Annotated in this window: 22 protein-coding genes and 1 pseudogene; 11 read left to right on the top strand and 12 right to left on the bottom strand. The window is 61.1% G+C overall.

Annotated features, from left to right (window positions below; genetic code table 11):
* Together A3722_RS12415 and A3722_RS12420 are read left to right on the top strand one after the other, a co-directional pair.
* A partial coding sequence (locus A3722_RS12415; RefSeq protein WP_236627404.1) for a transposase occupies positions 1 to 400 on the top strand: 400 nt, incomplete at its 5' end.
* A 58-nt stretch (positions 401 to 458) separates the two neighbouring features.
* Positions 459 to 905 (top strand): annotated as a pseudogene (locus A3722_RS12420) (transposase); the annotation flags it as partial.
* A 340-nt stretch (positions 906 to 1,245) separates the two neighbouring features.
* Here A3722_RS12420 and gyrB read toward each other — a convergent pair.
* The 8 genes from gyrB to mutM all read right to left on the bottom strand — a co-directional run bounded on the left by gyrB (position 1,246) and on the right by mutM (position 10,808).
* Complete coding sequence (gene gyrB / locus A3722_RS12425) at positions 1,246 to 3,660, bottom strand: DNA topoisomerase (ATP-hydrolyzing) subunit B (protein ID WP_067627027.1); 2,415 nt, start codon at positions 3,658 to 3,660, stop codon at positions 1,246 to 1,248.
* Between the two features lie 79 nt (positions 3,661 to 3,739).
* Positions 3,740 to 4,360, bottom strand: a complete 621-nt coding sequence (locus tag A3722_RS12430; protein ID WP_067627029.1) for a LysE family translocator — start codon at positions 4,358 to 4,360, stop codon at positions 3,740 to 3,742.
* Positions 4,357 to 5,454 carry a DNA replication/repair protein RecF gene (recF, locus tag A3722_RS12435; protein WP_067627031.1) on the bottom strand — a complete coding sequence of 366 codons (1,098 nt, stop codon included), beginning with the start codon at positions 5,452 to 5,454 and terminating at the stop codon, positions 4,357 to 4,359. The genes A3722_RS12430 and recF overlap by 4 nt, the downstream gene beginning before the upstream one ends.
* Positions 5,455 to 5,513: 59 nt before the next feature.
* Positions 5,514 to 6,632 carry a DNA polymerase III subunit beta gene (gene dnaN / locus A3722_RS12440; protein ID WP_067622958.1) on the bottom strand — a complete coding sequence of 373 codons (1,119 nt, stop codon included), beginning with the start codon at positions 6,630 to 6,632 and terminating at the stop codon, positions 5,514 to 5,516.
* Between the two features lie 163 nt (positions 6,633 to 6,795).
* Positions 6,796 to 8,157, bottom strand: coding sequence for a chromosomal replication initiator protein DnaA (gene dnaA, locus A3722_RS12445; RefSeq protein WP_067622961.1), 1,362 nt, complete (start codon positions 8,155 to 8,157; stop codon positions 6,796 to 6,798).
* A 520-nt stretch (positions 8,158 to 8,677) separates the two neighbouring features.
* Positions 8,678 to 8,941 carry a 30S ribosomal protein S20 gene (rpsT, locus tag A3722_RS12450; RefSeq protein ID WP_067622964.1) on the bottom strand — a complete coding sequence of 88 codons (264 nt, stop codon included), beginning with the start codon at positions 8,939 to 8,941 and terminating at the stop codon, positions 8,678 to 8,680.
* Positions 8,942 to 9,115: 174 nt separating this feature from the next.
* Positions 9,116 to 9,892: an enoyl-CoA hydratase gene (locus A3722_RS12455; RefSeq protein WP_067622966.1), complete on the bottom strand. Its 777-nt coding sequence runs from the start codon at positions 9,890 to 9,892 to the stop codon at positions 9,116 to 9,118.
* Between the two features lie 64 nt (positions 9,893 to 9,956).
* The gene (gene mutM, locus A3722_RS12460) at positions 9,957 to 10,808 is read right to left on the bottom strand and encodes a bifunctional DNA-formamidopyrimidine glycosylase/DNA-(apurinic or apyrimidinic site) lyase (protein WP_067622968.1); all 852 of its coding nucleotides are present in this window, start codon (positions 10,806 to 10,808) and stop codon (positions 9,957 to 9,959) included.
* Between the two features lie 100 nt (positions 10,809 to 10,908).
* Between mutM and ubiE the strand changes: the two genes are divergently transcribed.
* Both ubiE and ubiB read left to right on the top strand, forming a co-directional pair.
* A complete protein-coding gene (ubiE, locus tag A3722_RS12465) occupies positions 10,909 to 11,661 on the top strand; it encodes a bifunctional demethylmenaquinone methyltransferase/2-methoxy-6-polyprenyl-1,4-benzoquinol methylase UbiE (RefSeq protein ID WP_067622970.1) in 753 nt (250 codons plus the stop codon).
* Complete coding sequence (gene ubiB, locus A3722_RS12470; protein ID WP_067622973.1) at positions 11,661 to 13,193, top strand: 2-polyprenylphenol 6-hydroxylase; 1,533 nt, start codon at positions 11,661 to 11,663, stop codon at positions 13,191 to 13,193. The genes ubiE and ubiB overlap by 1 nt, the downstream gene beginning before the upstream one ends.
* A gap of 28 nt (positions 13,194 to 13,221) precedes the next feature.
* Here the strand turns inward: ubiB and A3722_RS12475 are convergent, their stop codons facing one another.
* Complete coding sequence (locus A3722_RS12475) at positions 13,222 to 14,403, bottom strand: acetyl-CoA C-acyltransferase family protein (RefSeq protein ID WP_067622976.1); 1,182 nt, start codon at positions 14,401 to 14,403, stop codon at positions 13,222 to 13,224.
* Between the two features lie 115 nt (positions 14,404 to 14,518).
* Between A3722_RS12475 and A3722_RS12480 the strand changes: the two genes are divergently transcribed.
* The 3 genes from A3722_RS12480 (at position 14,519) to tdh (ending at position 17,403) form a co-directional block, all read left to right on the top strand.
* Positions 14,519 to 15,085 carry a helix-turn-helix domain-containing protein gene (locus tag A3722_RS12480; RefSeq protein WP_067622979.1) on the top strand — a complete coding sequence of 189 codons (567 nt, stop codon included), beginning with the start codon at positions 14,519 to 14,521 and terminating at the stop codon, positions 15,083 to 15,085.
* Positions 15,086 to 15,178: 93 nt separating this feature from the next.
* Positions 15,179 to 16,366 (top strand): glycine C-acetyltransferase, encoded by a 1,188-nt coding sequence (locus A3722_RS12485; protein ID WP_067622982.1) that lies wholly within the window; start codon positions 15,179 to 15,181, stop codon positions 16,364 to 16,366.
* Complete coding sequence (gene tdh, locus A3722_RS12490; RefSeq protein WP_067622984.1) at positions 16,363 to 17,403, top strand: L-threonine 3-dehydrogenase; 1,041 nt, start codon at positions 16,363 to 16,365, stop codon at positions 17,401 to 17,403. Before A3722_RS12485 ends, tdh begins: the two co-directional genes overlap by 4 nt.
* Positions 17,404 to 17,408: 5 nt before the next feature.
* Here tdh and A3722_RS12495 read toward each other — a convergent pair whose 3' ends face one another.
* The 3 genes from A3722_RS12495 to A3722_RS12505 all read right to left on the bottom strand — a co-directional run bounded on the left by A3722_RS12495 (position 17,409) and on the right by A3722_RS12505 (position 21,097).
* Positions 17,409 to 18,137: a metallophosphoesterase family protein gene (locus A3722_RS12495; RefSeq protein ID WP_067622987.1), complete on the bottom strand. Its 729-nt coding sequence runs from the start codon at positions 18,135 to 18,137 to the stop codon at positions 17,409 to 17,411.
* A gap of 132 nt (positions 18,138 to 18,269) precedes the next feature.
* Positions 18,270 to 19,865, bottom strand: coding sequence for a phosphoglycerate dehydrogenase (serA, locus tag A3722_RS12500; protein ID WP_067622990.1), 1,596 nt, complete (start codon positions 19,863 to 19,865; stop codon positions 18,270 to 18,272).
* Between the two features lie 68 nt (positions 19,866 to 19,933).
* The gene (locus A3722_RS12505) at positions 19,934 to 21,097 is read right to left on the bottom strand and encodes a phosphoserine transaminase (RefSeq protein ID WP_067622993.1); all 1,164 of its coding nucleotides are present in this window, start codon (positions 21,095 to 21,097) and stop codon (positions 19,934 to 19,936) included.
* A gap of 116 nt (positions 21,098 to 21,213) precedes the next feature.
* On the opposite strand from A3722_RS12505, the gene A3722_RS12510 reads away from it, so the two are divergent.
* From A3722_RS12510 to A3722_RS12525, 4 genes are all read left to right on the top strand, one after another.
* Positions 21,214 to 21,633: a hypothetical protein gene (locus A3722_RS12510; RefSeq protein ID WP_067622995.1), complete on the top strand. Its 420-nt coding sequence runs from the start codon at positions 21,214 to 21,216 to the stop codon at positions 21,631 to 21,633.
* The gene (locus A3722_RS12515; protein ID WP_236627405.1) at positions 21,630 to 22,568 is read left to right on the top strand and encodes a hypothetical protein; all 939 of its coding nucleotides are present in this window, start codon (positions 21,630 to 21,632) and stop codon (positions 22,566 to 22,568) included. The genes A3722_RS12510 and A3722_RS12515 overlap by 4 nt, the downstream gene beginning before the upstream one ends.
* Entirely contained in the window at positions 22,565 to 22,825 is a 261-nt protein-coding gene (locus A3722_RS12520) for a hypothetical protein (RefSeq protein WP_067622998.1), read from the top strand. Before A3722_RS12515 ends, A3722_RS12520 begins: the two co-directional genes overlap by 4 nt.
* Positions 22,826 to 23,504: 679 nt before the next feature.
* A partial coding sequence (locus A3722_RS12525) for a phage major capsid protein (RefSeq protein ID WP_067916159.1) occupies positions 23,505 to 24,482 on the top strand: 978 nt, incomplete at its 3' end.

Genomic DNA, 24,482 nt, shown 5'->3' on the forward strand with positions numbered 1-24,482 from the left:
CACCGCGGCGCTCAGAACCGCCTTCGACCAGGACACGCTGGCCGCGTCAAAAGAGCACTGGGCCAAGCTGATCGACGCGTTTGAGACGCGCCATCCAAAGCTCGCGGAGTTGATGCGCCGGGCTGAGGATGACGTGTTGGCCTACAAGAGCTTTCCCCGCGAGCATTGGGTCAAGATCCACAGCACAAACCCACTTGAACGCCTCAACAAGGAGATTAAGCGCCGGACCAACGTTGTCGGCATCTTTCCAAACGAGGCCGCAGTCACACGACTGGTCGGAGCCCTGATGCTGGAGCAAAATGATGAGTGGGCGATCACGCGGCGCTACATGACACTGGAAACCGTCGCCGCCATTTGCGACACTACCCCCATGGACCCGGCGACAATCGCCGTCCTGTAACTGCGGCCAAGCCATGGCCGAAGAACAAAGTTACACCATTCCTTGGGACACTATCCACCTCGGGCGTCCTTCGATCGATCCAGAGCTGATCATCCGGATGCTGGTCATTGGTTACGTCATGGGCATCCGATCGGAACGTCGCCTCTGCGACGAGGTCCATCTGAACCTCGCCTATCGGTGGTTCTGTCGGCTGGGCTTGGAGGGGAAGGTCCCGGATCACTCGACGTTCTCGCGGTATCGCCATGGCAAGTTTCGCGACAGCAATCTGCTGCGACAGATCTTCGAGGCCACGGTCGAGCGGTGCCTGAGGGAGGATCTGGTGTCCGGCGAGGGCTTTGCCGTGGATGCCAGCCTGATCTCCGCTGACGCCAACAAGGCTCGGTCAATCTCAGCCGAAGACTGGAGCCCTGAGGTCGCGCGCGAGGCTCGGAACCGGGCAGCGCGGGAATATCTGGAAACGCTCGATGATGCCGCCTTCGGCGCCGCGTCACCGACCCAGCCGAAGGTCAGACCCAGCATCGGATTGAATAGCGCGGTTGCCTTCGTATTGGGGTTCATTCGGAAAATGATGCAGAAAATCTGAAATAATCGTCGTTCGACAATGCGCGTATAGTGCGAGGCCGCCGGCACGCGTTACGGCTCAAAGCGTTAGTAAGTAGCTGCTCGGCAGCTGCCAATTCACCCTTCCTCATTTCCCGTCTTTCTTGTCGTCTACGGCGAATTCACGAAGAGTCACCATTGAGGAGCCAGACGGTATGCATTTCGGCCCAGCCCGCGCAAGCCTATGGGAAAATTGCGCAAACTTATGGGGACCGCGCACGAATATGCGCGATCCTACAACCCCTTTAAAAATCCAGGTTCTCGACGCTCAGCGCGTTTTGCTGAATGAACTCGCGCCGTGGCTCGACCACATCCCCCATCAGCTTGGTAAAGAGATCATCCGCTTCGGCCATGTCCTCTACGCGGACCTGCAGCAGCGTGCGTGCATCGGGGTCGAGGGTGGTTTCCCACAGCTGATCCGGGTTCATCTCGCCCAGACCTTTGTAGCGCTGCAACGACAGGCCCTTTTCGCCTTCGGCGAGGATCGCGCCGAGCAGGTCCATGGGGCCATAGATCATCTGGCTGCGGTCTTTGCGGATCAGCTTGGCGGGCTGGTCATAGACATCTTGTAGGTGCTGGGTGAAGCTGCCGGATTTCTTCGCCTCGCCCGACCGCATCATGCGGCCATCAAGCGTGCGCACCTCTTCGACGCCGCGCAGGATGCGGGCGAGGCGGATGCCGTGATCTTGGGTGATGCGGCCCTGCCAGCCACGCTCGTATTCCAGCGCGATCAGGTTCAGACGGTCGGCGACCTTGTCGGCCACGCCTTGCAGGTCGCTGTCCACCGCGCCATCGACAAAGGCCCCGGCGATGGCGGCCTGTTCAAGGATATGGCGCGGGTAATGGGTTGGGAAGGCTTCCAGCACGCGCTTGAGTTGGCGCGCCATGTCGACCACGCGGGTGAGGTCTTGGCCGGTGATCTCTTCGCCGTTGCCTTGGCGCAGCATGGCACCGTCGACGCCCTGCTGAATCAGATATTCCTCCATCGCGGCCTCATCCTTGAGATAGACCTCGGACTTGCCACGCGACACTTTGTAGAGCGGCGGCTGCGCGATGTAGAGGTGTCCGTTCTCGATGAGTTCGGGCATCTGGCGGTAGAAGAAGGTCAGCAGGAGCGTGCGGATATGCGCCCCGTCGACGTCGGCGTCGGTCATGATGACAATCTTGTGGTAGCGCAGTTTGGAGAGGTTGAACTCATCCCGCCCGATGCCAGTGCCGAGCGCCATGACAAGGTTGCCGATCTCTTGGCTGCCCAGCATCCGGTCAAACCGGGCGCGTTCAACGTTGAGGATTTTACCTTTGAGCGGCAGGATCGCTTGAGTCTGACGGTCGCGTCCGGTCTGGGCAGAGCCGCCGGCGCTGTCCCCCTCGACGAGGAAGACTTCGGTCTTGGAGGGGTCTTTCTCCGAGCAGTCCTTGAGCTTGCCCGCGAGGAAGTTCACATCCATCGCCGTCTTGCGCCGTGTCAGCTCGCGCGCCTTGCGAGCGGCTTCGCGGGCCTGCGCGGCCTCGACGATCTTGCCGACGATCTGCTTGGCCTCGTTGGGGTTCTCTTCGAACCACTCGGCGAGCTTTTCGTTCACCAGACCTTCGACAGCCGGGCGCACTTCGGAAGACACCAGCTTGTCCTTGGTTTGCGAAGAGAACTTTGGGTCCGGCACTTTGACGGACAGCACGCAGGTCAGGCCCTCGCGGGCGTCGTCACCGGTGAAGTTAATCTTCTCCCGCTTGGCGATGCCGCTGGTCTGGGCGTAGCTATTGATCGTCCGCGTCAGCGCGCCGCGAAAGCCCGCCATATGGGTGCCGCCATCGCGCTGTGGAATGTTGTTGGTGAAGGGCAGTACGTTCTCATGGTAGCTGTCGTTCCACCACATCGCCACTTCGATGCCGATGTCGTCACGCTCACCGGTGATAAAGATTGGCTCGGGCATGACCGAAGACTTGTGACGGTCGAGGTATTTAACAAATTCTTTCACCCCGCCTTCGTAGAACAGCTCCGTCCGCAGCGGCTCGACAGGGCGTTCATCATTGAGGATGATCCGCACGCCGGAGTTCAGAAAGGCCAGTTCGCGCAGGCGTTTTTCCAGCGTTTCGAAACTGTATTCGAGGTTCGAGAAAGTCTCGGTCGAGGCCATGAAGCGGACCTCGGTGCCGGTGCGGTCCGTCTCGCCCACAACTTCGAGGTGCTTGGTGGTGAAGCCGCCTTCAAAGCGGGCGATATGCTCCTTGCCCTCGCGCCAAATGCGCAGTTCCAGCCAGTCCGACAGGGCGTTCACAACCGAAACGCCAACCCCGTGCAGACCGCCTGAGACCTTGTAGGAGTTGCTATCGAATTTGCCGCCCGCGTGCAGCTGGGTCATGATGACCTCGGCGGCGGAAACGCCTTCTTCCTCGTGGATGCCCACCGGAATCCCGCGCCCGTTGTCGCTGACCGAGACGCTGGAATCCTCGTGAATTGTGACCGTTACCGCGTCGGCATGACCGGCCAGCGCTTCATCGATGCCGTTGTCCACGACCTCATAGACCATGTGATGCAGGCCCGAGCCGTCATCGGTGTCCCCGATATACATGCCGGGGCGTTTGCGAACAGCCTCCAACCCTTTGAGAACCTTAATGGAATCGGCGCCGTATTCCTGTGGTGTCTGCGCGGTATCGGACATGCGGAAATAACCCTTCTCGTTTGCCCGATTTATAGTGTTTTCGCCCGGCATTGTCACGCGAATGACACAAGATTTTGTGTCAGGTGAAGGGGATGATCAGCCCCACGAAAATGAGCATCCCGCCCGAGATCAGATTGATCCGCCGCAGCGTGCGCGGGGCGGTCAGAAAGCCGCGCAGGCGGCCCACCAGCAGCGCGATCACAAGGTTGCCGATAAGCGGCACGATGACCGAGGCGGCGAGGATCAGCCCGATGTCGGGGCCGGTGACTTGGCGCAGATCAAAGAAGCCGGGCAGCACGCCCATGTAGAACAGGACCGCCTTGGGGTTGCCAAGGATCGCCACCAGCCCCGCGACGAAACCGGACCACATCCCGGGCCGGGTGAGGCGGCTGTCGGTGCTGATCTGCGCACCTGCCTGACGGATCAGGCCGATCCCCATGGCGATGAACACCAGCGCCGCGGTCCAGCGCAGCACCTCCATCACCGTGTCAAATGCCGAGACGATCCATGTGATCCCCAGCACCGCCACCAATGGCCAAAGCATGTCACCAATCGCCACACCAAGCGCCAGCGGCCATGCCGCCTGAAACCCGCCCGAAAGGGCACGGGCCATCATTGCCAGCCAAACCGGGCCGGGGGTGAGGAACAGGATCAAGAGCGCGCCGCAGTAAAGCAGCAGATCGGCGGGGGTAAGGGTCACGGTCGCCGCTCCACCTGCGAAAGGCCGTCCTCTTCGGTGACCTCAACATATTGCGCCCGCGCGCCAAGGCTTTCGAACAGTTCAGGCCCGGTGCCGGTCATCCAAGCCTGCGCGCCAAGCGCGGTGATCTCGTCGTAAAGCGCCGCGCGGCGGCTCGCGTCGAGATGGGCGGCGACCTCGTCCAGCAGCAGCAGCGGCGGCGCGCCGAAGTCGGCGGCGATGGCGCGGGCATTGGCAAGGATGAGCGAGACCAGCAGCGCCTTCTGCTCTCCGGTGGAGCAGTCCCGCGCGGCGATGCCCTTGGCGGCATAGGTACCCTCCAGATCGGCGCGGTGGGGGCCGATGAGCGTGCGCCCGGCGGCAAGGTCGCGCATGCGGTTGTCCGAGAGCGCAGCGCGCAGGGCATCGGCGCTCTCGGGCATGTCGTTCAGCAGCGACAGCGTCGCGATGGGGAAGGCGGTCTGGGCCTCTGCCTGCGCCGCCTCAAGTGCTGCCAGCGCCTGCAGGCGGTTGGCGTGAATCTGCGCGCCGGTTTCAGCCATGCGGGTCTCAAGCGCGGTGTACCACGCAGGCTCGCGCACCATGTCCTTGAGCAGCCGGTTACGCTCGCGCATGGCTTTCTCGTAGCTCAGTGACAGGTCCGCATGATCGGGCAGCATCGAAAGCGTCACCCGGTCAAGAAAGCGCCGCCGCCCCTCGGCGCCTTCGATCCAAAGCCGGTCCATGGCGGGGATCAGCCAGAGCACGCGAGCAATGCGACCAAGCGCCGTTTGTGCGGCTGCCTTGCCGTCGATCTTGGTCTGCCGTGCCGCGCCCGCTTCGGACCAGATGTCGACCTCATGCAGCACCGTGGGGCCGTGCAGCAGCCCGGTCACCTTCCAGCCCAAAGCCTCGGGCCGCCGTGCCATATCTTGCGCGCTGGTGCGGCGCAGCCCGCGACCCGGCGACAGCAGCGAGATCGCTTCGATGACATTGGTCTTGCCCGCGCCATTGGGGCCATAGAGCGCGACGGGGCGCGCATCCACGTCGATCATCGCCCGGCGGTGCGAGCGGAAATGCGAGAGGCCGAGGTTGGAAAGATACAGTTGCGCCATTCAGACCCCGTTTTCTCTGAAAGAAAACGGCGCGGGAATTTCAAAAATTTCCGCCCAACTCACACGCGCATCGGCATGACGACGTAAACCGCCGACGTATCATTGCCTTCGCGCATCAGGGTCGGGTCGCCAGAGGAGTTGAACAGGAAGACGGCGTTCTCGCGGTCCACTTGGCTTGCGATCTCAAGCAGGTATTTGGCGTTGAAACCAATCTCCAGCCGCTCGTCGGCATAGGCCACGGCAAGCTCTTCTTCCGCCGCACCGCTGTCAGGCGCGTTGACGGACAGCACCAGACGGTCTTCGTCCAGTTGCAGTTTTACGGCGCGCGAACGCTCGGAGCTCACGGTTGCCACACGGTCCACCGCACGGGCGAAATCGGCGGCGTCGACTTCCATCTTGCGGGTGTTTCCCTGTGGGATCACGCGGGTGTAATCGGGGAAGGTGCCGTCGATGACCTTGGATGTCAGGGTGATGGCGGGGGTGGCGAAACGGATCTTGGTCTCTGACACGGACACCGCGATTTCCATCTCGTCATCATCCAGCAGCTTGCGCAACTCGCCCACGGTCTTGCGCGGCACGATGACGCCGGGCATCTCGGCCGCACCCTCGGGCATCTCGGCGTCGATCCGGGCGAGGCGGTGACCATCGGTCGCCACGCAGCGCAGGGCCTTGCCGCCTTCGGCATCCGCGATATGCAGGTAAACACCGTTCAGGTAATAGCGCGTCTCTTCGGTGGAGATGGCAAATTTCGACTTGTCGAACAGGCGGCGCAGCACCGGGGCAGGGGCCGCGAAGTTCGAGGCATATTCCGAGGACGCCATCACGGGGAAGTCCTCACGCGGCAGGGTTGCCAGCGAGAAGTTCGAGCGGCCCGCTTCGACAGTCAGGCGGCCAGCGGCGGTATCGGCGGTCAGGCTGATCAACGCGCCATCGGGCAGTTTGCGCACGATTTCATGCAGCAGCGTGGCCGAAACGGTGGTGGCGCCAGCGCGCTCAACCTGCGCGGCGACCTTGTCGACCACTTCGATATCCAGATCGGTGGCGCGGAAGGAAACATCGCTGCCCTCGGCCTCGATCAGCACGTTGGCGAGGATCGGAATGGTGTTGCGGCGCTCGACCACGGATTGGGCTTGCGAAACGGCCTTGAGCAGTGCCGCGCGTTCGATGCTGAATTTCATATGCCTTCTCCCATACCGATTGCCGGGAGAGGCAAACTACCCGGTTCCCACGCTTACACAAGAACTTTTGTGGCTTTGTTTAAGTGAATGCAAGAGGGGCGCAAGCTGCGCCCCCGATCGCTGTTTAACCGTGTCCTGAGGACAACCCCTCAGGCCGCTCAGCTTAGGATTCGAGCGCCCGGCGCAGCAGTTCCAGATCCTCGGCGATCTGCCCGTCCGAGACCTTGAGTTCTTCGATGCGGCGCACCCCGTGCATGACGGTGGTGTGGTCGCGCCCGCCAAAGCGGCGGCCGATTTCGGGCAGGGAGCGGCTGGTCATCTGCTTGCACAGATACATCGCCACCTGACGCGGGCGGGCATAGCTGCGCAGACGCTTGGGGCCGATCATATCGCTCAGACGAATGTTGTAGTGATCCGACACTTTCCGCTGGATTTCCTCGACTGAAATTTTGCGCTCTGAGGCGCGCAGCACGTCGGCCAGACAGTCCTGCGTCAGCCCCATGTCGATCTCACGGCCCACGAGCGAGGCGAAAGCGAACAGACGGGTCAGCGCGCCTTCGAGCACGCGGACGTTCGAGGTGATGCGATGCGCCAGAAATTCCAGCACGCCATCGGCCACTTCGAGGTCCGGATAGGTCTTGCGCTGCACTTCGACCTTGCTTTGCAGAATGCCGAGGCGGAGTTCATAGTCCGTCGGGTGTAGGTCAACGATCAGGCCGCATTGCAGACGCGATTTGACGCGGTCTTCGAGGTCTTTGATCTCCCCCGGTGCGCGGTCGGCAGAGATGATGATCTGTTTGTGCTGGTCCACAAGCGCGTTGAACGTGTGAAAGAACTCTTCTTGTGTGGAATCTTTGCCCGCGATGAACTGCACGTCATCGACCATCAGTACGTCGACCGAACGGAAGATCTCTTTGAAGTCCATCATCTTGCGGTCGCGTAGCGCCTGAACGAAACGGTACATGAACTGCTCAGCCGAGAGGTAGAGCACATTCATCTCCGGCTTACGCGCGTGCAATTCGCGCGCGATGGCGTGCATGAGGTGCGTTTTACCCAAACCGACACCGCCATAAAGGAACAGCGGGTTGAAGGTGACCGGCCCACCTTCGGCGACGCGGCGGGCGGCAGCGTGGGCCAGTTCGTTGGGCTTGCCGACGACGAAATTGTCAAAGCTGAAGCGCGGGTCAAGCGGGGCGGTGCTCAGCTGGGTGTTGGCGGCGGGTTTCACGGCAGCCGTGGTCTGACGCGCAGCCGGGGCAGGCTTTTCGGCGGCAGGGCTGGGTTGCTGATTCAAGGCAAAGTTCAAACGGGTGGCATCGGTGCCCGCCGTGTTGATCTCATGCAGGATCAGATCCGAGAAGTTCTGGCTGACGTAGTTCCCGAAGAAATTTGTCGGCACTTTGAGTGTCACGATTCCGTCTTCAACAGCGCCGGGCACAAGCGGTTCAATCCAAGTGGTGTAGTTGTTCTGCCCCACCGTCTTTAGAAGCCGCTCTTTGATCTCGCCCCAGTGATCTAATGTCATCGTGCCTTACGTCCCGCTTTGCTTTTCGCACAGAGGCCGAGTGGATCCCGGCCCTCAATATTGTTTCACCCGGCAACAGGTCATCCACCCGGTCCCACGCGGATGACCGACCTGTGTCCTTCGGACTTTAAAAGAATGGCAAGCCCATAAGCCTGATGCGCCGCAAAACGGCGCAAGAGGCGCTGAACGAACCGTTCGTGTTCTCATCGACAGGGTAAACGTGCTGGCAGCAGCATTCACGACAGTGCGCGGGGCCGTTTTTACACGGTCACTTGCACCCCCCTAAACTTGGCATTCTGCCAGTCGGCTGACACCTTGTTCAGGGCCTGTCCCCCCAAGCGAAATGAATCGCTGGACCTTTGGTAGCAAGTGTTTCCGGTCCGCTTCAACATATCTTCCATCTTGACTCAGAGATTGCCTGAAAAGAATCTCTGGCGTGTTTTTTTCGCTGCACCCGCACGAAAAAAGGCGCCGCAATGCGGCGCCTCTTGTCTTTCAAAGGGTTGGCTGTGGGGCCAGATTAACCCAGTGCTTTGACCCGTGCGGCCAGACGCGACATTTTGCGCGAAGCGGTGTTTTTGTGGAAAACGCCTTTGGTGACGCCGCGCATCAGCTCGGGCTGGGCGGCTTTCAAAGCGGCGGTTGCGGCTTCTTTATCACCGGAGGTGATCGCCTCTTCGACTTTGCGCAGGTAGGTGCGGATGCGCGAACGGCGGGCTTTGTTGATCGCAAAACGTTTCTCGTTTTGACGTGCGCGCTTTGCGGATTGTGTTGTGTTTGCCATGAGTATCAGCCTTCGGGTTCATTTTGTTGCGTAGCAATGCGTGACGCCAACCCTACCGGAAATCCGGGCCCCAAAAGGGCAGGTGATTCTAGCCAGAGCGGGCTGCACGCGCATGTATTGGGGCTGCCTATAAGACAGCAGGCGCGGCAATGCAAGCCGCGCCACTGGAATCGCTTATTTGTCGCGGAACTGCGCTTCGCGCTTTTCAAGAAAGGCCGACATGCCTTCTTTCTGGTCTTCGGTGTTGAACAGCGAATGGAACATGCGGCGCTCGAACAACAGGCCTTCGCTCAGCGGCACCTCATAGGCGCGGTTCACGCATTCCTTGACCACGGTGGCCGAGATCATCGATTTCTCGGCGATCTTGCCAGCGGCGGCCATGGCTTCTTCCATCAGCTTTTTGACCGGCACAACGCGCGACACAAGGCCCGAGCGTTCGGCTTCTTCGGCATCCATGAAGCGGCCCGTTAGGTTCATGTCCATCGCTTTGGACTTGCCCACAAGGCGCGTCAGACGCTGGGTGCCGCCGATGCCTGCTACGACACCAAGGTTGATCTCAGGCTGGCCGAACTTGGCGCTTTCCGAACAGATGATGAAATCGCACATCATCGCCAATTCGCAGCCACCGCCCAAGGCATAGCCCGACACGGCTGCGATGATCGGCTTACGCACGCGCAGAATCTGATCTGTTTCGGGGGTGAAGAGATCGCCCATGAAGACGTCGACAAAGCTTTGATCGCGCATCATTGCGATATCGGCCCCGGCCGCGAATGCCTTTTCCGACCCGGTGATGACGATGCAACGCACCTTGTCGTTTTCCTGTGCGCCTTTCAGCGCTTTGGCCAATTCACCCAGCAACGCGTCGTTGAGCGCGTTCAGCGCATCCGGGCGGTTGAGGGTGATCAGGGCCACATGGTTGTCCACGTCCACGGTGATCGTTTCGTAAGCCATCAAGAATGCTCTTTGTTGTTGCGCTCAGGGGAATGTGCATACCACGCGGCAACCATGTTTCAAGTTATCTTTGGCAACGGGGGCAATAGAAGGAAGACCGCCCGCTTTGTACGATGCGCCCGATGGTGCCGTCGCAGCCCGGTCGGCGGCAGGGTTGGCCCTCTCGTCCGTAGACATCGAAGCTGTGCTGGAAATAGCCCAATTCGCCGTCCGCCTGCCGGAAGTCCTTGAGCGAGGAACCTCCCGCCGTGATGGCATCGGCCAGCACCTCGCGGATGATCGGCACCAGCCCGGCGATCCGCGTGGCCGAGATGCGCCCGGCCTTGCGGGCGGGGTGAATCCCTGCGCGGTAAAGTGCTTCGCAGACGTAGATATTTCCCAAACCCGCCACGAGCCGCTGGTCGAGCAAGGCGGACTTGATCGGTGTATTGCGCCCCTTAAGCTTCGCCACCAGATGCGCTTCGTGAAAGTCATTGCCCAAGGGTTCCGGCCCGAGCGAAGCCAGCAGTTTATGCGCCTCGGCCCCGGCGGTGGGCATCAGATCCATCGCGCCGAAACGGCGGGGGTCGTTAAAGGTGATCCGCGCACCGTTACCCATATGCAACACGACATGGTCATGTTTCTCGGGCGCGGGGTGGTTGTGCTGAAACTGTCCCAGTGGGTCGCCCGAGACCAGCATCCGGCCAGACATGCCCAGATGCACCAGCAGCGATTCCCCACTCGCCAGATCGGCGAGGATGTATTTCGACCGCCGCCGCAGCAGGCCGACGCGCTGCCCGGTCAACCGCTCAGCCATGCGCTCGGGGAAGGGCCAGCGCAGGTCGGGGCGGTTGACCTCGGCCCGGGCGATCACTTGGCCCTCCATCGCGGGGGCCAGCCCTCGGCGGACGGTTTCGACCTCTGGCAGTTCCGGCATCTCGGTTTCCCCTCTGGCTTGCCTGTGACAAAAGGCACGCATTGTCCCCAGCCTACGGCACCCTATAACAAGGGACTGAACCAGAGGATCGCAAGAGCAGATGACCCAGGACGCCGACAAAACCACCCATTTCGGTTTCGAGACCGTGCCCGAACATGAAAAAGCAGGTCGCGTGCAGGGTGTGTTCAACTCTGTCGCCAGCAAATACGACATCATGAACGATGTGATGAGCATGGGCATCCACCGCGTCTGGAAAGAAGCGATGATGGATTGGCTCGCCCCGCGTCCCGGTCAGAAGTTGCTCGATGTGGCGGGTGGCACGGGCGATGTGTCTTTCAAATTTCTAGGCCGCGCGGGCCACGGTCATGCCACGGTGCTCGACCTCACCGAGCCGATGTTGGTCGAAGGCCGCAAACGGGCCGAGGCCGACAGCCTGACCGGCAGCCTTGATTGGGTGGTGGGCGACGCCATGGCGCTGCCGTTCCCCGACAACACCTTCGACGTCTACACGATCAGCTTCGGCATCCGAAACGTGACCCGCCCCCAAGAGGCGCTGAACGAGGCCTACCGTGTGCTGCGCCCCGGTGGCCGTCTGATGGTGTTGGAGTTCAGTCAGCTGCCCAACCCAGCAATGCAAAAAGCCTATGACCTCTACAGTTTCAACGTGATCCCGCGCATGGGACAGGCCATCGCGGGTGACCGCGACAGCTATCAGTATCTGGTCGAATCGATCCGCAATTTCCCCGATCAGGAAACGTTTCTGTCGATGGTACGCACAGCCGGTTTCGGGCAGGCCAAATACCGCAACCTGAGCATGGGCATCGCGGCGCTGCATTCGGGCTGGAAACTCTGATGCGCGGTCCGCACAACATCTGGCGGTTGATCCGCACCGGCGCGACGCTGGAACGCGCGGGCGCGATGAATGTGGTGCTGGATGCTTTCGATGCTTCCCCGGCGCTGCGTTTCGTGGCCCGCGCGCTTGGCCTGCCGTTCAAATGGCTGGGCTACAAGGGCGACCCGACCATGCCGCCCGCCACCCGCGCGCTGACCGCGCTTGGCCCGGCCTACATCAAATTCGGTCAGGTGCTTTCGACCCGGCCCGACGTGGTTGGGGATGATCTGGCTGTGCAACTGCGTGTCTTGCAAGACAAGCTGCCGCCTTTTGACACGGCGCTGGCCCGCAGGGCGGTCGAGCAGGAGTTGGGTGAGCCGGTCAGCGCGATTTTCTCTGAGTTCAGCGAACCCGTCGCTGCGGCCTCAATCGCGCAGGTCCACCATGCACGACTGGCCGAGACCGGCGAAGAGGTCGCCGTCAAAGTCCTGCGCCCCGGCATCGAAAAAGCCTTCCGCAAGGACATCGACGCCTTTTACCTCGCCGCGCGCATGGCCGAGATATTCTCGCCCGGGTCGCGCCGCCTGCGCCCGATGGAGGTGATCGAGCATTTCGACGGCGTGGTGCGTGGCGAGTTGGACCTGCGGCTGGAAAGCTCCGCCGCGTCTGAGTTCGCGGCCAACACCAAAGATGATCCCGGCTTTCAACTGCCCGAAATCAAGTGGAATTATTCGGGCCGCCGCGTGATGACGCTGGGCTGGGCCGATGGTCTGCCGCTGGGCGACAACGCTGCGCTGGATGCGGCGGGGCACGACCGTGTGGCGCTGTCGGAACGGGTGCTGCAACTCTTTTTGCAACACGCCCTGCGCGACGGCTATTTCCACGCCGACATGCACCAAGGCAACCTCAAGGTCGCGGCCAATGGCGATATCATCGCTTATGACTTCGGCATCATGGGCCATATCGACAGCTATACCCGCCGCGTCTATGCCGAGATCCTCTATGGCTTCATCCGCCGCGATTACGAGCGCGTGGCCAAGGTGCATTTTGAGGCGGGTTACGTGCCTGCCGACAAGGATGTCGATGAATTCGCCCGCGCCCTGCGCGCGGTGGGCGAGCCGATTTTCGGCATGGATGCCACCCGCATTTCCATGGCGCGGCTGCTGACCTACCTCTTTGAAGTGACTGAGCGTTTCGGCATGGAAACCCGGACCGAGCTGATCTTGCTGCAACGCACGATGGTCGTGGTTGAGGGCGTGGCTCGCTCGCTCAACCCGCATATCAACATCTGGGAAGTCGCGAGCCCGATTGTGACCGATTACATCACCAAGTCGCTAGGGCCGCGCGCGATCGTTTCTGATCTGCGCGACACGGCGATGGTCATGGCCCGCTTTGGTCCGCGTTTGCCGGGGTTGGTCGAACAGGCGCTGAACCGTCAGGCCGAGGAGCAGCCCGAGCGCCGCCCGCGGTTCTGGCGCTACATCGCGGCGACTGCGGTGATGTCCGGCATTGCCGGGGCCACCACAATCGCCCTGATCGGCGCGCTGCTTTAGGGCAGGGGGCCGCGGAGGCCCCCCGCATTCAGGCGATACGTTCGATGGCCATGGCGATGCCTTGCCCCCCGCCGATGCACATGGTGATCAACGCGCGCTTGCCGCCGATCCGCTCCAGCTCATAAAGCGCCTTCACGGTGATGATCGCCCCCGTCGCGCCGACCGGATGGCCAAGGGCGATGGCCCCGCCGTTGGGGTTCACTTTCGCCGGGTCGAATCCCAACTCCTTGCTCACCGCCAGCGCTTGGCTGGCGAATGCCTCGTTGCTTTCGATCACATCGAAATCATCGGCCTTCAGGCCGGTGCGCTCCAGCAGGCGGCGGACGGCGGGAACCGGGCCGATGCCCATGACTTCGGGCCGCACACCGGCATGGGCGTAGCCAAGGATGCGCGCACGGGGCGCCAGCCCGGCGGCCTCGGCTGCCCCGGCGCGGGCCAGCACCAGCGCCGCGGCACCGTCGTTGATACCGCTGGCATTGCCCGCCGTGACGCGCCCGTCCTTCTGGAACACGGGGCGCAGCCCGGCCAGCGCTTCGGCGGTGGTCGCCTTGGGGTGTTCATCGGTGTCAAAGGGCACCATGTCGCGCTTGACCTTTACGTCGACCGGCACGATCTGATCCTTGAAATGCCCCGCCGCGATGGCCGCCGCTGCGCGTTCTTGGCTTTGCAGGGCAAAGGCGTCCATCTCCTCGCGGGAGATGGTATGTTCATCCGCGACATTCTCGGCCGTGACCCCCATGTGGCCGGTGCCGAAGGGGCAGTTCAGCGTGCCCAAAAGCATGTCGAGGCTGCGAACATCGCCCATTTTCTGGCCCCAGCGGGCATCGGGCAGAATGTAAGGTGCGCGCGACATGCTCTCGGCCCCGCCAGCAAGGGCGAAATCCGCATCGCCCAGCATCAGGCTTTGGGTTGCCGAGACCAGCGCCTGCACGCCCGAACCGCACAGGCGGTTCACGTTCATCGCGGGCACTTCATCCGGCACGCCCGCATCGCGCGCGGCGACGCGGCTGAGGTACATGTCGCGCGGCTCGGTGTTGATGACATTGCCAAACACCACATGGCCGATCTGGTCAGGGCTGACGCCCGCACGCTCCATCGCCGCTGCCGCGACGGTGCTGCCAAGCTTGGTGGGTGGGGTGCCGGCAAGGCTGCCGCCGAAAGTGCCGATGGCGCTGCGCGCACCGCTCAGGATGACGATATCGTCTGACATGAAACTCTCCTTTGGTCGTTGTCCGCACTATGGGCCGGGGGCGGGGCAAAGTCAGTGGAAACGTCCCGTCAAAGCGCCGCTTGACAGGGGCAGTGCGCCGCGCGACATATCCGTCATGACGGACAACACAGACAAGATCCTGACGCAACTGCCCGCCCGCCTGAAAGAAGCGCGGCAGGGGCAGGGGTTGTCGCTTGATGCGGTGGCCAAGCTATCGGGCGTGTCACGCTCTATGGTGAGCCAGATTGAGCGCGGGGAATCGAGCCCGACCATCGCCACGCTGTGGAACCTGACCCGGGCCTTGCAGGTGGATTTCGCGGGGCTTTTAGATGGCGCGCCAACCGAAGCGCAGATCGAAGTGCTGCGCAGTGCTGCGGTGCCGACGATCAACAACCTTGGCTCCGGCTGTCGCATCCGCATCCTATCTCCGCCCGAAGAAGCCGGGCATCATGAGGTGTATGAGCTGCTCATCGCCGAGGGCGGCATGTTGGACAGCGCCCCGCATACCCGTGGTGCCCGTGAGCATCTGAGCGTCTTTGAAGGTGCTGTCGAGGTCACAAGCGGCGCGGGGACCGAGCAATTGCAGGCCGGAGACACCGCCCGTTATGCTGCCGATGTACCCCACGCCATCCGCGCCACGGCGGGACCGGTACGGGCCTTCTTGGTCGTGCAGGACGCCTGATATCCGGTATATCGGAAAAAATCCGCTATTCAAGAAATCCTCTATTCCGGAATAGCCTCCGCTATGGTAGATGAGCCTCAAAAGGAGAGTCTCATGACCAAAGCATTTCTGGACCACATCACCGACACTCTGGCCGAGATCGACGCCGAGGGGATGATGAAACGCGAGCGTCTTATTACCACGCCCCAGGGCGGGGAGATTGAAGTTGGCACCCGCGAGGTGATTAATCTTTGCGCCAACAACTACCTTGGGCTGGCTGACCATCCCGATCTAATCGCCACCGCGAAACAAGCGATGGACGAGAAGGGATTCGGCATGGCCTCGGTCCGCTTTATCTGCGGCACGCAGGACATCCACCGCGAGCTGGAGCAGAAGCTGGCGGGCTTTCTCGGGCATGACGATTCGATCCTCTTTGCCGCCTGTTTCGACGCCAACGGCGGGCTGTTCGAGCCGCTTTTGGGGCCGGAGGATGCGGTGATTTCAGACGCGCTGAACCATGCGTCGATCATCGACGGCATCCGGCTCTGCAAGGCGAAACGCTACCGCTATGCCAACAGCGACATGGAAGATCTCGAGGCCAAGCTGAAACAGGCCCGCGAGGATGGCGCGCGGTTCATCATGATCGCCACCGACGGGGTTTTCTCCATGGACGGCTATCTGGCGAAGCTGCCCGAGATCACCGCACTGGCCGAGAAATATGAGGCGCTGGTGATGGTTGATGACTGCCATTCCACCGGCTTCATGGGGCCGAAGGGTGCAGGCACGCCCGCGCATCACGGGGTCAAGGTCGACATCGTGACCGGCACGTTGGGCAAGGCGCTTGGCGGGGCGATTGGCGGCTATATCGCCGGGCCGCAGGCGGTGATCGACCTGCTGCGCCAGCGCGCGCGGCCCTATCTGTTTTCCAACTCCTTGCCGTCTTCGATCGTGCGTGCCGGCATCCGGGCGCTGGAACTGGTCGAAGACGGCGATGATCTGCGCGCACGTCTTTTTGAGAACACGGAATACTGGCGCGCGGGGCTGGAGAAGTTGGGCTTTGACCTGCTGCCGGGCGAGCATCCCATCGTGCCCGTCATGCTGGGCGAGGCGCAACTGGCGCAGGACATGGCCGCACGGCTTTTCGAGGAGGGTGTCTATGTCTCGGGCTTCTTCTTCCCGGTGGTGCCGCGCGGTCAGGCGCGCATCCGCACGCAGATGAACGCAGCCTTAACGCGCGAGCAATTGGACCGGGCGCTGAAAGCCTTTGAAGTGGCGGGCAAAGCCTGTGGGGTGATTGAATGACCACGAATGAAATGAAGGCGCTGTCAAAGCTGCATGCTCGCGAGGGGCTGTGGATGACCCACGCCCCGGTGCCGGAAATCGGCCCGGATGACGTGCTGATCAAGATCAACAAGACCGGCATCTGTGGCACCGATATCCACATCTGGAACTGGGACGATTGGGCCGCCGGGACGGTGCCGGTGGGGCTGATCACCGGCCATGAGTTCGCGGGCGAGATCGTCGAGTTGGGCCGCAATGTGGAAGGGCTTGAGATCGGGCAGCGTTGCTCGGGCGAGGGGCATTTGATCGGCAAACAGTCACGCCAAAGCCGTGCGGGCAAATTCCACCTCGATCCCGCGACGCGGGGTATTGGAGTGAACGAGCAGGGGGCTTTCGCGCAGTACCTCAAGCTGCCCGCCTTCAACGTTGTCCCGCTGCCGGATGAGATTTCCGACGACATCGGCGCGATCCTCGATCCCTTGGGCAACGCGGTGCATACAGCGCTCAGCTTCGATCTGGTGGGTGAGGATGTATTGATCACAGGCGCGGGCCCCATCGGCATCATGGCCGCCGCTGTCGCGCGGCATGTGGGCGCGCGGCATGTGGTGATTACGGATGTGAACCCTGCGCGGCTGACGCTTGCGGAAAAAGTCGCCGATGTGGTGACGGTTAATGTCGCCGAGGAGAATTTGGCGGACGTCATCCCACGGTTGAAGATGAAACAGGGCTTTGACGTCGGTTTAGAGATGTCCGGCAACCAACAGGCGCTCGATCAGATGGTTGAGGCCATGACTATGGGCGGGCGCATCGCGATGCTGGGCATCCCACCGGGCAAGTCGCCGGTGGACTGGAGCCGGATCGTTTTCAAAGCCATCACCATCAAGGGCGTCTATGGCCGCGAGATTTTCGAGACCTGGTACAAGATGATCGCCATGCTGGAAAACGGGCTCGACGTCTCGCAGATCATCACCCATCGCTTCGGCGTAGATGATTTCGAGAAGGGCTTCGCCGCGATGAAGTCCGGCCAATCGGGCAAAGTAGTCCTCGACTGGACGTGAACCAATCAGGGGCGCAGGCGATTGCGCCCCTGTTGCGTCAGAACCCAAACGTCTTCGCCCTCAAACACCGCTGCACAGAGCGGTTTTCCGTAGCCCGCGCCGGTGTCGAGGTTGACGCGGTTACCGTAATGCATGGCGCTGTCCACCGGCGTGTGGCCGTGGACGACCAGCTTGGGATGGGGCGCGGTGTATTCGTGAAACTCCCTGCGGATCCACAGCAGGTCATTCTCGGTCTGATCATCCAGCGGCACCCCGGGGCGGATACCCGCATGGGCAAAGAAGTGGTCGGGCGTTTGATGCGACAGCGCGAGGGTTTTCAGGAAGTCCACATGCGCCTGCGGCACCGCTTCGCGGGCTTTCTCGTGCACCTCTGACATCCGGTCGCGGCCGCTGACGGGTACACCGTAAGAGCCAAGCGTCGTGTCGCCGCCCAAACGCGGGTTCAGCCAGTTAAGTTCAACAAGCAAGAGCGGATCGTGGCGCGGGAAATCCTCCATGAACCAGCTGAACATGCGGTCATGATTGCCCATGAGGAAGGTCCAGTTGCGCCCCTCGGCCTTGCCCTGCGCCAGCCGGTCGATCACCGCTTTGCTGTCGGGGCCACGGTCGGTGTAATCGCCAAGGAAGACGATGCGCGCGTCTGGCCCGCCGTCTTCTTCGATCAAGGTTAACACGCGCTCAAGCTCGGCGGCGTAACCGTGGATGTCTCCGATGGCGTAGATGGGGTTGGGCATATTCGTTCCTATCCTTCTGCACCCCCTCGTGATGCCGCAAAGCCACCGCGAAGGAAAGGCTCAGTCAAAGGATGCGCCCGAAAGCAAAAGCGCCCCGCGAGGGGGCGCTTTAAGTTTGTGCAGGGGGAGGTCTCAGGCCACGTCGAATTGCAGCGGCTTGATCTGCCGGAACATGCCGGTGTCGCGCAGCTTGCCGATCACGGTTTCTGGCACCTGATCGTCGACATAGAGCAGGGCAATCGCCTCGCCCTTGGCGGTGTGGCGGCCCAAGGTGAAGTTGGCGATGTTCACGCCGTTTTCGCCCATGGTCTGGCCCAAGGTGCCGATGATGCCCGGCACGTCTTCGTTGGTGGTGTAGAGCATGTGCTCCCCGATCTCGGCGTCGATGGTGATGCCTTTGATCTGGATAAAGCGCGGCTTGCCGTCCGAGAACACGGTGCCCGCGATGGAGCGCTCGCGCTTTTCGGTCACCACGGTCACTTTGACATAGCCGTCGAAGACGCCGGATTTGTCTTGGTTGGTGGTGCTGATCTGGATTCCCTTTTCACGGGCCACCACGGGGGCTGAAACCATATTCACGTCCGGGTTGGCGCGTTTCATGATGCCCGCCACGACGCCACAGTTCAGCGCTTTGAGGTTCATCTGTGCGACGGAGCCGTCATAAAGGATGTTGATCGCCTTGATCGGCTCGTCGGTCATCTGACCGATGAAGGCACCGAGGTGACCAGCCAGCTTGACCCATGGGCCCATGACCTTGGCTTCTTCGGCGGTGACCGATGGCATGTTCAGCGCGTTGGTCACGGCACCGGTCAGCAGGTAGTCCGACATCTGCTCGGCCACTTGCAGCGCCACGTTTTCCTGCGCTTCGGTGGTCGCGGCGCCAAGGTGGGGCGTGCAGACCACGTTGGGCAGGTTGAACAACGGGTTCTCCTTGGCTGGTTCCTCGGCGAAGACATCGAAACCCGCGCCCGCCACATGGCCAGATTTCAACAGGTCGGCCAGTGCCTCTTCGTCAACCAGACCGCCGCGGGCGCAGTTGATGATGCGCACGCCGGGCTTGGTCTTTTCGAGGTTCTCGCGGCTGAGGATATTCGCCGTCTGCTCGGTAAAGGGAACGTGGAGGGTAATGAAATCGGCGCGGGTCAGCAGTTCGTCGAGCTCGACCTTTTCGACACCCATCTTCTCGGCCTTTTCTTCGCCCAAGAAGGGGTCATAGGCCACGACTTTCATCTTGAGGCCCCGCGCGCGGTCGCAAACGATGCCGCCGATGTTGCCCGCGCCGATGACGCCTAGCGTCTTGCCGGTGAGCTCAACGCCCATAAACTTCGATTTTTCCCATTTGCCGGCGTGGGTGGAGGCCGACGCTTCGGGGATCTGACGCGCCACGGCGAACATCATCGCGATGGCATGTTCGGCAGTGGTGATCATGTTGCCGAAGGGCGTGTTCATCACGATCACACCCTGTTTCGATGCGGCTTCCTTGTCGATGTTGTCGGTGCCGATGCCCGCGCGGCCGACCACTTTGAGGTTCGGCGCATTGGCGAGGATCTTTTCCGTCACCTTGGTGGCGGAGCGGATCGCGAGGCCGTCATAGTTGCCGATCACTTCGGCCAGTTTGTCTTTGTCCTTGCCCAGATCGGGCTGGAAATCAACGTCGATGCCACGGTCGCGAAAGATTTGAACGGCGGCTTCCGACAGGCTGTCGGAGATGAGTACTTTGGGAGCCATTTTTGTGGTCCTTTTCAAAAATATGGGGGCAGGGGCGGCGCGTGGGATCACGCGCCCGCCGGAATGCTTTAGGCGTTGATTTCGGCTTCAAAGGCCCATTCGAGCCACGGCAGCATCGCTTCGATATCAGCCGTTTCAACCGTGCCGCCGCACCAGATGCGCAGGCCCGGAGGGGCATCGCGGTAGGCGCCAACGTCAAGCGCCGCACCCTCGTCCGCAAGCCGTTTCGCCACGGCTTTGGCAAAGGCTGCACCGTCCTGAATGCGGTCATCAGTGAACTTGAGGCAGACCGAGGTGTTGGACCGTGTCGCCGGATCGGTGGCGAGGAAGTCGATCCAGTCATGCGCCTCCACGAATTCGGCGATGGCCGCCGTATTGGCATCGGCCCGTGCGATCAGCCCCTTGAGGCCGCCCACGGATTTCGCCCAATCAAGCGCCAGCAGGTAATCTTCGACGCAGAGCATGGAGGGCGTGTTGATCGTCTCGCCCTTAAAGATGCCCTCGTTCAGCTTGCCGCCTTTGGTCAGGCGGAAGATTTTTGGCAGGGGCCATGCGGGGGTGTAGCTTTCCAACCGCTCAACTGCGCGGGGGCTCAGGATCAGCATGCCATGCGCCGCTTCGCCGCCCAGCACCTTCTGCCAAGAGAAGGTCGTCACATCCAGTTTGTCCCAGGGCAGGTCCATCGCGAAGGCCGCCGAGGTGGCATCGCAGAGCGTCAGACCCGCGCGGTCCGCAGGGATCGCGTCGCCGTTCGCCATGCGCACGCCGGAGGTGGTGCCGTTCCATGTGAAGCAGACGTCGTTGTCATAGTTCAGCGCGGCCATGTCGACGATCTCGCCGTATTCGGCGGTGTGGACCTGCGCTTCGATTTTCAGCTGCTTGACGACATCGGTAACCCAGCCTGCGCCGAAGGATTCCCATGCCACCATCTCAGCCGGGCGTTCGCCCAAGAGCGACCACATGGCCATCTCGAATGCGCCGGTGTCAGACGCGGGCACGATGCCGATGCGGTAATCCGCAGGCACGCCGAGCACCTCGCGGGTGGTCTCGATTGCCTCAAGCAGCTTGGCCTTGCCGGGTGCGGCACGGTGGCTGCGGCCCAATGGTGCGTCCGCCAGCTTGGTGAGATCGAATGTGGGGATTTTGGCGCAGGGGCCGGAAGAGAAACGCGGATTTGCCGGTACGGCAACAGGTTTCGTGTCCGGGCGCGATGCCGGTTGTGTAATAGCCATTTATGCTACCCTCTCAGATAATCGCCCTTCGTTGGGGAAGGGTGTCCCACTGCGGCACCTACAGAAACCCTGAGAATAAAGCAATCTCTAAAGATACTTGCCATGCAGGTTCATGCATGGAGGTGCAGAACGGCGCAGGAACATGCATCGAGAGTCAGCACAAAATCGACACAGGCGGTTCCGGTTCCGTTCGCCCAAAAGAAAACGCCGCTGCGGCTGGACCCCGCAACGGCGCAAATGATCTTGTAAAACGCGACATTCTACCCGCGCAAGATAGCCTGAAACATCGCTTCGACGCAATGTTGAATTGGGGCGATCCAGATCACATGCGGGCCATGCGGGTGGCCGGTCACGCCCTAACCCTCGGCACGTCTGACGCATGGCTGAGCGCATCTGCGGTATGGGCGGCGCGTCTGAGCGTCCCTGAGCGCGTGGCGCTGGCCTACGCTGCATTGAAGGCGCTGGACGAGGATCAGGCGTATCTCACCGCATCGGCGGCGATCTTCGGCACCCTCAACGGGGAGGCCGTGCAATGAATATGCAAATTCAGGCCAGCCTGAAAACGGGCAAGCGCGGCTATATCTCGTCCTACAATCCAATGGCAAAAACTCAAAAACTGCTGGATCAAGCGCAACTTGTACTGGATGAGTACCGCCAGTATTGGCCGCTGACCATCCGTCAGATATTCTATCGCATGGTAGGGGCGCACGGCTTTGATAAGAGTGAAGCCGCCTACAACAGACTATGCCATCACCTTGCCAATGCGAGGCGGGCGCGAGTAATCCCGTTTTACGCTATCCGCGATGATGGTGTGACGACCTACCGCCGTGATCACTTCGACGATAAAGACGAATTTCTGAGCTATGTTCGCAGGATGGGTGAAGGCTACACCCGCAACAAACTTTCGGCTCAAGACATTCATATGGAGGTGTGGTGTGAAGCTGCGGGCATGTTGCCTCAGATTGACAACGTAGCCGCGCCATATTCGGTGAAGGCGTATTCGTCCGGCGGCTTTGACAGCCTGACAGCGAAAAAAGACCTTGCTGATCGTATCGTGCGCATAGAAAAGCCTGCGATCATTCTGCACCTCGGAGACTTTGACCCAAGTGGGGAGGATATTTTCAATGCAGTGGCGGAGGACGTAACTGCATTTGTGGAAGCTGACCGACCACATGGGTTTGTTACCGTCCAGTTTCATCGCATCGCCCTTACAAGTGAGCAAGTTGTTCAATACGACCTGCCCACGGCTCCACCAAAGGCCAGCGATACACGTTCAAGAAAGTGGACGGGCGGCGGCACTTGTCAGCTAGAATCGCTGCCTCCGAACACAATAGCGGACATCGTTAGCAACGCCATTCTGAGCCATATCGATGTGACCCAATACCTTGCGGATGTAGAGGCGCAAGAGACGGATCGAGAGGCCATTACGCGGCTGCTGTTGCCTGCCCCTAATGCGGGGGGCGAGGCATGACCTACTACACCCGCCAACCGTTCCAGAAGGCCGCATCAGGTGCCGAGGTCGAGCGCTTGCTGCATCACCTGCCGACCGTTGCACAATGGTCTGAGGAAACATGGGCCAAAGGCTTCGCGCTGTCTGTTTTGAAGCAGTCACGCCGCCGGGGCTGGACCCCTTCCGCGAAGCAACTGCCTGTCATGCGCCAATTGGTCAATGACCTGTTCAGCCGTGCCAGCGATGAAGAAGGAGAGTTTAACCCGATCGAAAGCTAACCGCCCGTTGCGCTGCTGTTGAGCGGCTGCGGCGTAACGGGTGAAGCACCGGCCTGAGTTCATAGTGAGCATACCCAGAAGGGGCAAATCACAGGACGCGGGTCACGCTCTTAGCTTTTGACCGTCGAGCGATATCGGCGGGGATACGATCCGGGAACTTTTAACCCACTCCGTCTGGAACCGGTGCCTACTAGGCCAGACAGAAGCGCGACTTAAAACCCACCGCCTAGAGCGGGGACCGCACCGGAGCAAAGCTGCGAAGGGCGGGGCTGGAGAAAACCCAGCGGGCAGCGGCTGGCCCCCGATACCGGGCATCGCGTGGATACGGATCGGGCGGGTAGGACTGTCAACCGAGCAGGGAACCATTCCTTGTGTAGCGGGGGCAGAAGCGGGTGCGGGAGTGTGTCCAAAATTCAAAGTGTTACATTGTAACATGAGGGGCGAAAATGATGGGATATCCGATGGTTTGGAGAACGGCGCTCTTGCTCGGTGCGGCTAAATGAGATATTATAACATTGCAACCAACGCATTGCCGTGCGCTGCGGTGGTTGCCCAAAATGCCAAGCATGCCGTGCGCTGCTTAGCAATTTGCCCGGAACCGCCCGGAACCCGCATTGCCGTGCGCTGCGACCTATTCCCAAAATACAATCAGCCCTTCGGGGCGACAAGAGGTGTTCAAATGAACCGAACAGCAATTCGCGGTATTCAGGCCGTACGCGCCCAAGGCGGAACAGACATCAAGGCTCTGCTCGAAGAACAGGGCAATGACTTCAAGGCTTTCAAAGAGCGCCATTTCAGCGAAGTGTCAGAGCTTCGAGAGGTGGTTGATATGCAAGCCAGCAAGATTGCGGCTATGTCGCTCAACGGCATTGATACGGGGGTGTCCGGCGCGAAGCTGACCCCTCAGGCGGCAGCGGACTTTCAGAAATTCATGGCGACCGGCGCGTCTTCTGGCGTGATGGAAGTAAAGGCGGCAATGCAGAGCGGGCAAGCCGAAGATGGCGGCGCATCTGTTCCCAAGCAAATCTCTAACAGCATCTTGAACCAGTTGGTTGATGCTTCGCCGCTTCGCAAGCTGGCATCTGTCGAGAACGCCACCACCAGCGACTATGTGAAGATCGTCGGGCTTCGCGGCGCATCGTCCGGCTGGGCTGGTGAGACTGACCCGCGCAGCATCACGACCACACCGAAGATGGGCGAGGTAAAGCCAACCTTCGGCGAGTTGTTTGCATACGTTGAAGCAACATCATGGGTGCTAGAAGATTCCCAGTTCAATCTGGAGAAGTGGCTCAATGAAAACGTGGTTGATGAGTTTGCCTTGAAAGAGAACGCCGCGTTCTTCAACGGCGATGGCGTCGATAAACCCACAGGTTTCCTCACTGTGCCGCAGACGGAAGAAGATGATGCTGACCGCGCGTTCGGCACTCTGCAAACGGTTCCGGCGGGAAGCGCAACAGTCATTGAGCAGGATGACCTTGTTAATCTGATGATGTCCCTTCGCAGCCCGTACCGGATGCGCGGCAATTGCGCGTGGATCATGAACCGCACAACCGCGGCGATTGTTCGGAAGATGAAGGACGCTGATGGGCGGCTGATCTGGTCTGATAGCTTGGCTGCCGGACAGCCTGCAACGCTGCTTGGCTATCCCGTGTTCGAG

Source organism: Sulfitobacter sp. HI0027, assembly GCF_001634775.1.
Lineage (GTDB): Bacteria > Pseudomonadota > Alphaproteobacteria > Rhodobacterales > Rhodobacteraceae > Sulfitobacter.

Coding starts and splice junctions, on each gene's coding strand:
- rpsT (WP_067622964.1), bottom strand. CDS start 8,941: ATGGCAAACACAACACAATCCGCAAAGCGCGCACGTCAAAACGAGAAA.
- A3722_RS12505 (WP_067622993.1), bottom strand. CDS start 21,097: ATGGCTATTACACAACCGGCATCGCGCCCGGACACGAAACCTGTTGCC.
- A3722_RS12495 (WP_067622987.1), bottom strand. CDS start 18,137: ATGCCCAACCCCATCTACGCCATCGGAGACATCCACGGTTACGCCGCC.
- gyrB (WP_067627027.1), bottom strand. CDS start 3,660: ATGTCCGATACCGCGCAGACACCACAGGAATACGGCGCCGATTCCATT.
- dnaN (WP_067622958.1), bottom strand. CDS start 6,632: ATGAAATTCAGCATCGAACGCGCGGCACTGCTCAAGGCCGTTTCGCAA.
- mutM (WP_067622968.1), bottom strand. CDS start 10,808: ATGCCGGAACTGCCAGAGGTCGAAACCGTCCGCCGAGGGCTGGCCCCC.
- A3722_RS12515 (WP_236627405.1), top strand. CDS start 21,630: ATGAATATGCAAATTCAGGCCAGCCTGAAAACGGGCAAGCGCGGCTAT.
- ubiB (WP_067622973.1), top strand. CDS start 11,661: ATGCGCGGTCCGCACAACATCTGGCGGTTGATCCGCACCGGCGCGACG.
- A3722_RS12485 (WP_067622982.1), top strand. CDS start 15,179: ATGACCAAAGCATTTCTGGACCACATCACCGACACTCTGGCCGAGATC.
- dnaA (WP_067622961.1), bottom strand. CDS start 8,157: ATGACATTAGATCACTGGGGCGAGATCAAAGAGCGGCTTCTAAAGACG.
- A3722_RS12455 (WP_067622966.1), bottom strand. CDS start 9,892: ATGGCTTACGAAACGATCACCGTGGACGTGGACAACCATGTGGCCCTG.
- A3722_RS12510 (WP_067622995.1), top strand. CDS start 21,214: ATGGAGGTGCAGAACGGCGCAGGAACATGCATCGAGAGTCAGCACAAA.
- A3722_RS12475 (WP_067622976.1), bottom strand. CDS start 14,403: ATGTCAGACGATATCGTCATCCTGAGCGGTGCGCGCAGCGCCATCGGC.
- recF (WP_067627031.1), bottom strand. CDS start 5,454: ATGGCGCAACTGTATCTTTCCAACCTCGGCCTCTCGCATTTCCGCTCG.
- A3722_RS12520 (WP_067622998.1), top strand. CDS start 22,565: ATGACCTACTACACCCGCCAACCGTTCCAGAAGGCCGCATCAGGTGCC.
- ubiE (WP_067622970.1), top strand. CDS start 10,909: ATGACCCAGGACGCCGACAAAACCACCCATTTCGGTTTCGAGACCGTG.
- tdh (WP_067622984.1), top strand. CDS start 16,363: ATGACCACGAATGAAATGAAGGCGCTGTCAAAGCTGCATGCTCGCGAG.
- serA (WP_067622990.1), bottom strand. CDS start 19,865: ATGGCTCCCAAAGTACTCATCTCCGACAGCCTGTCGGAAGCCGCCGTT.
- A3722_RS12480 (WP_067622979.1), top strand. CDS start 14,519: ATGACGGACAACACAGACAAGATCCTGACGCAACTGCCCGCCCGCCTG.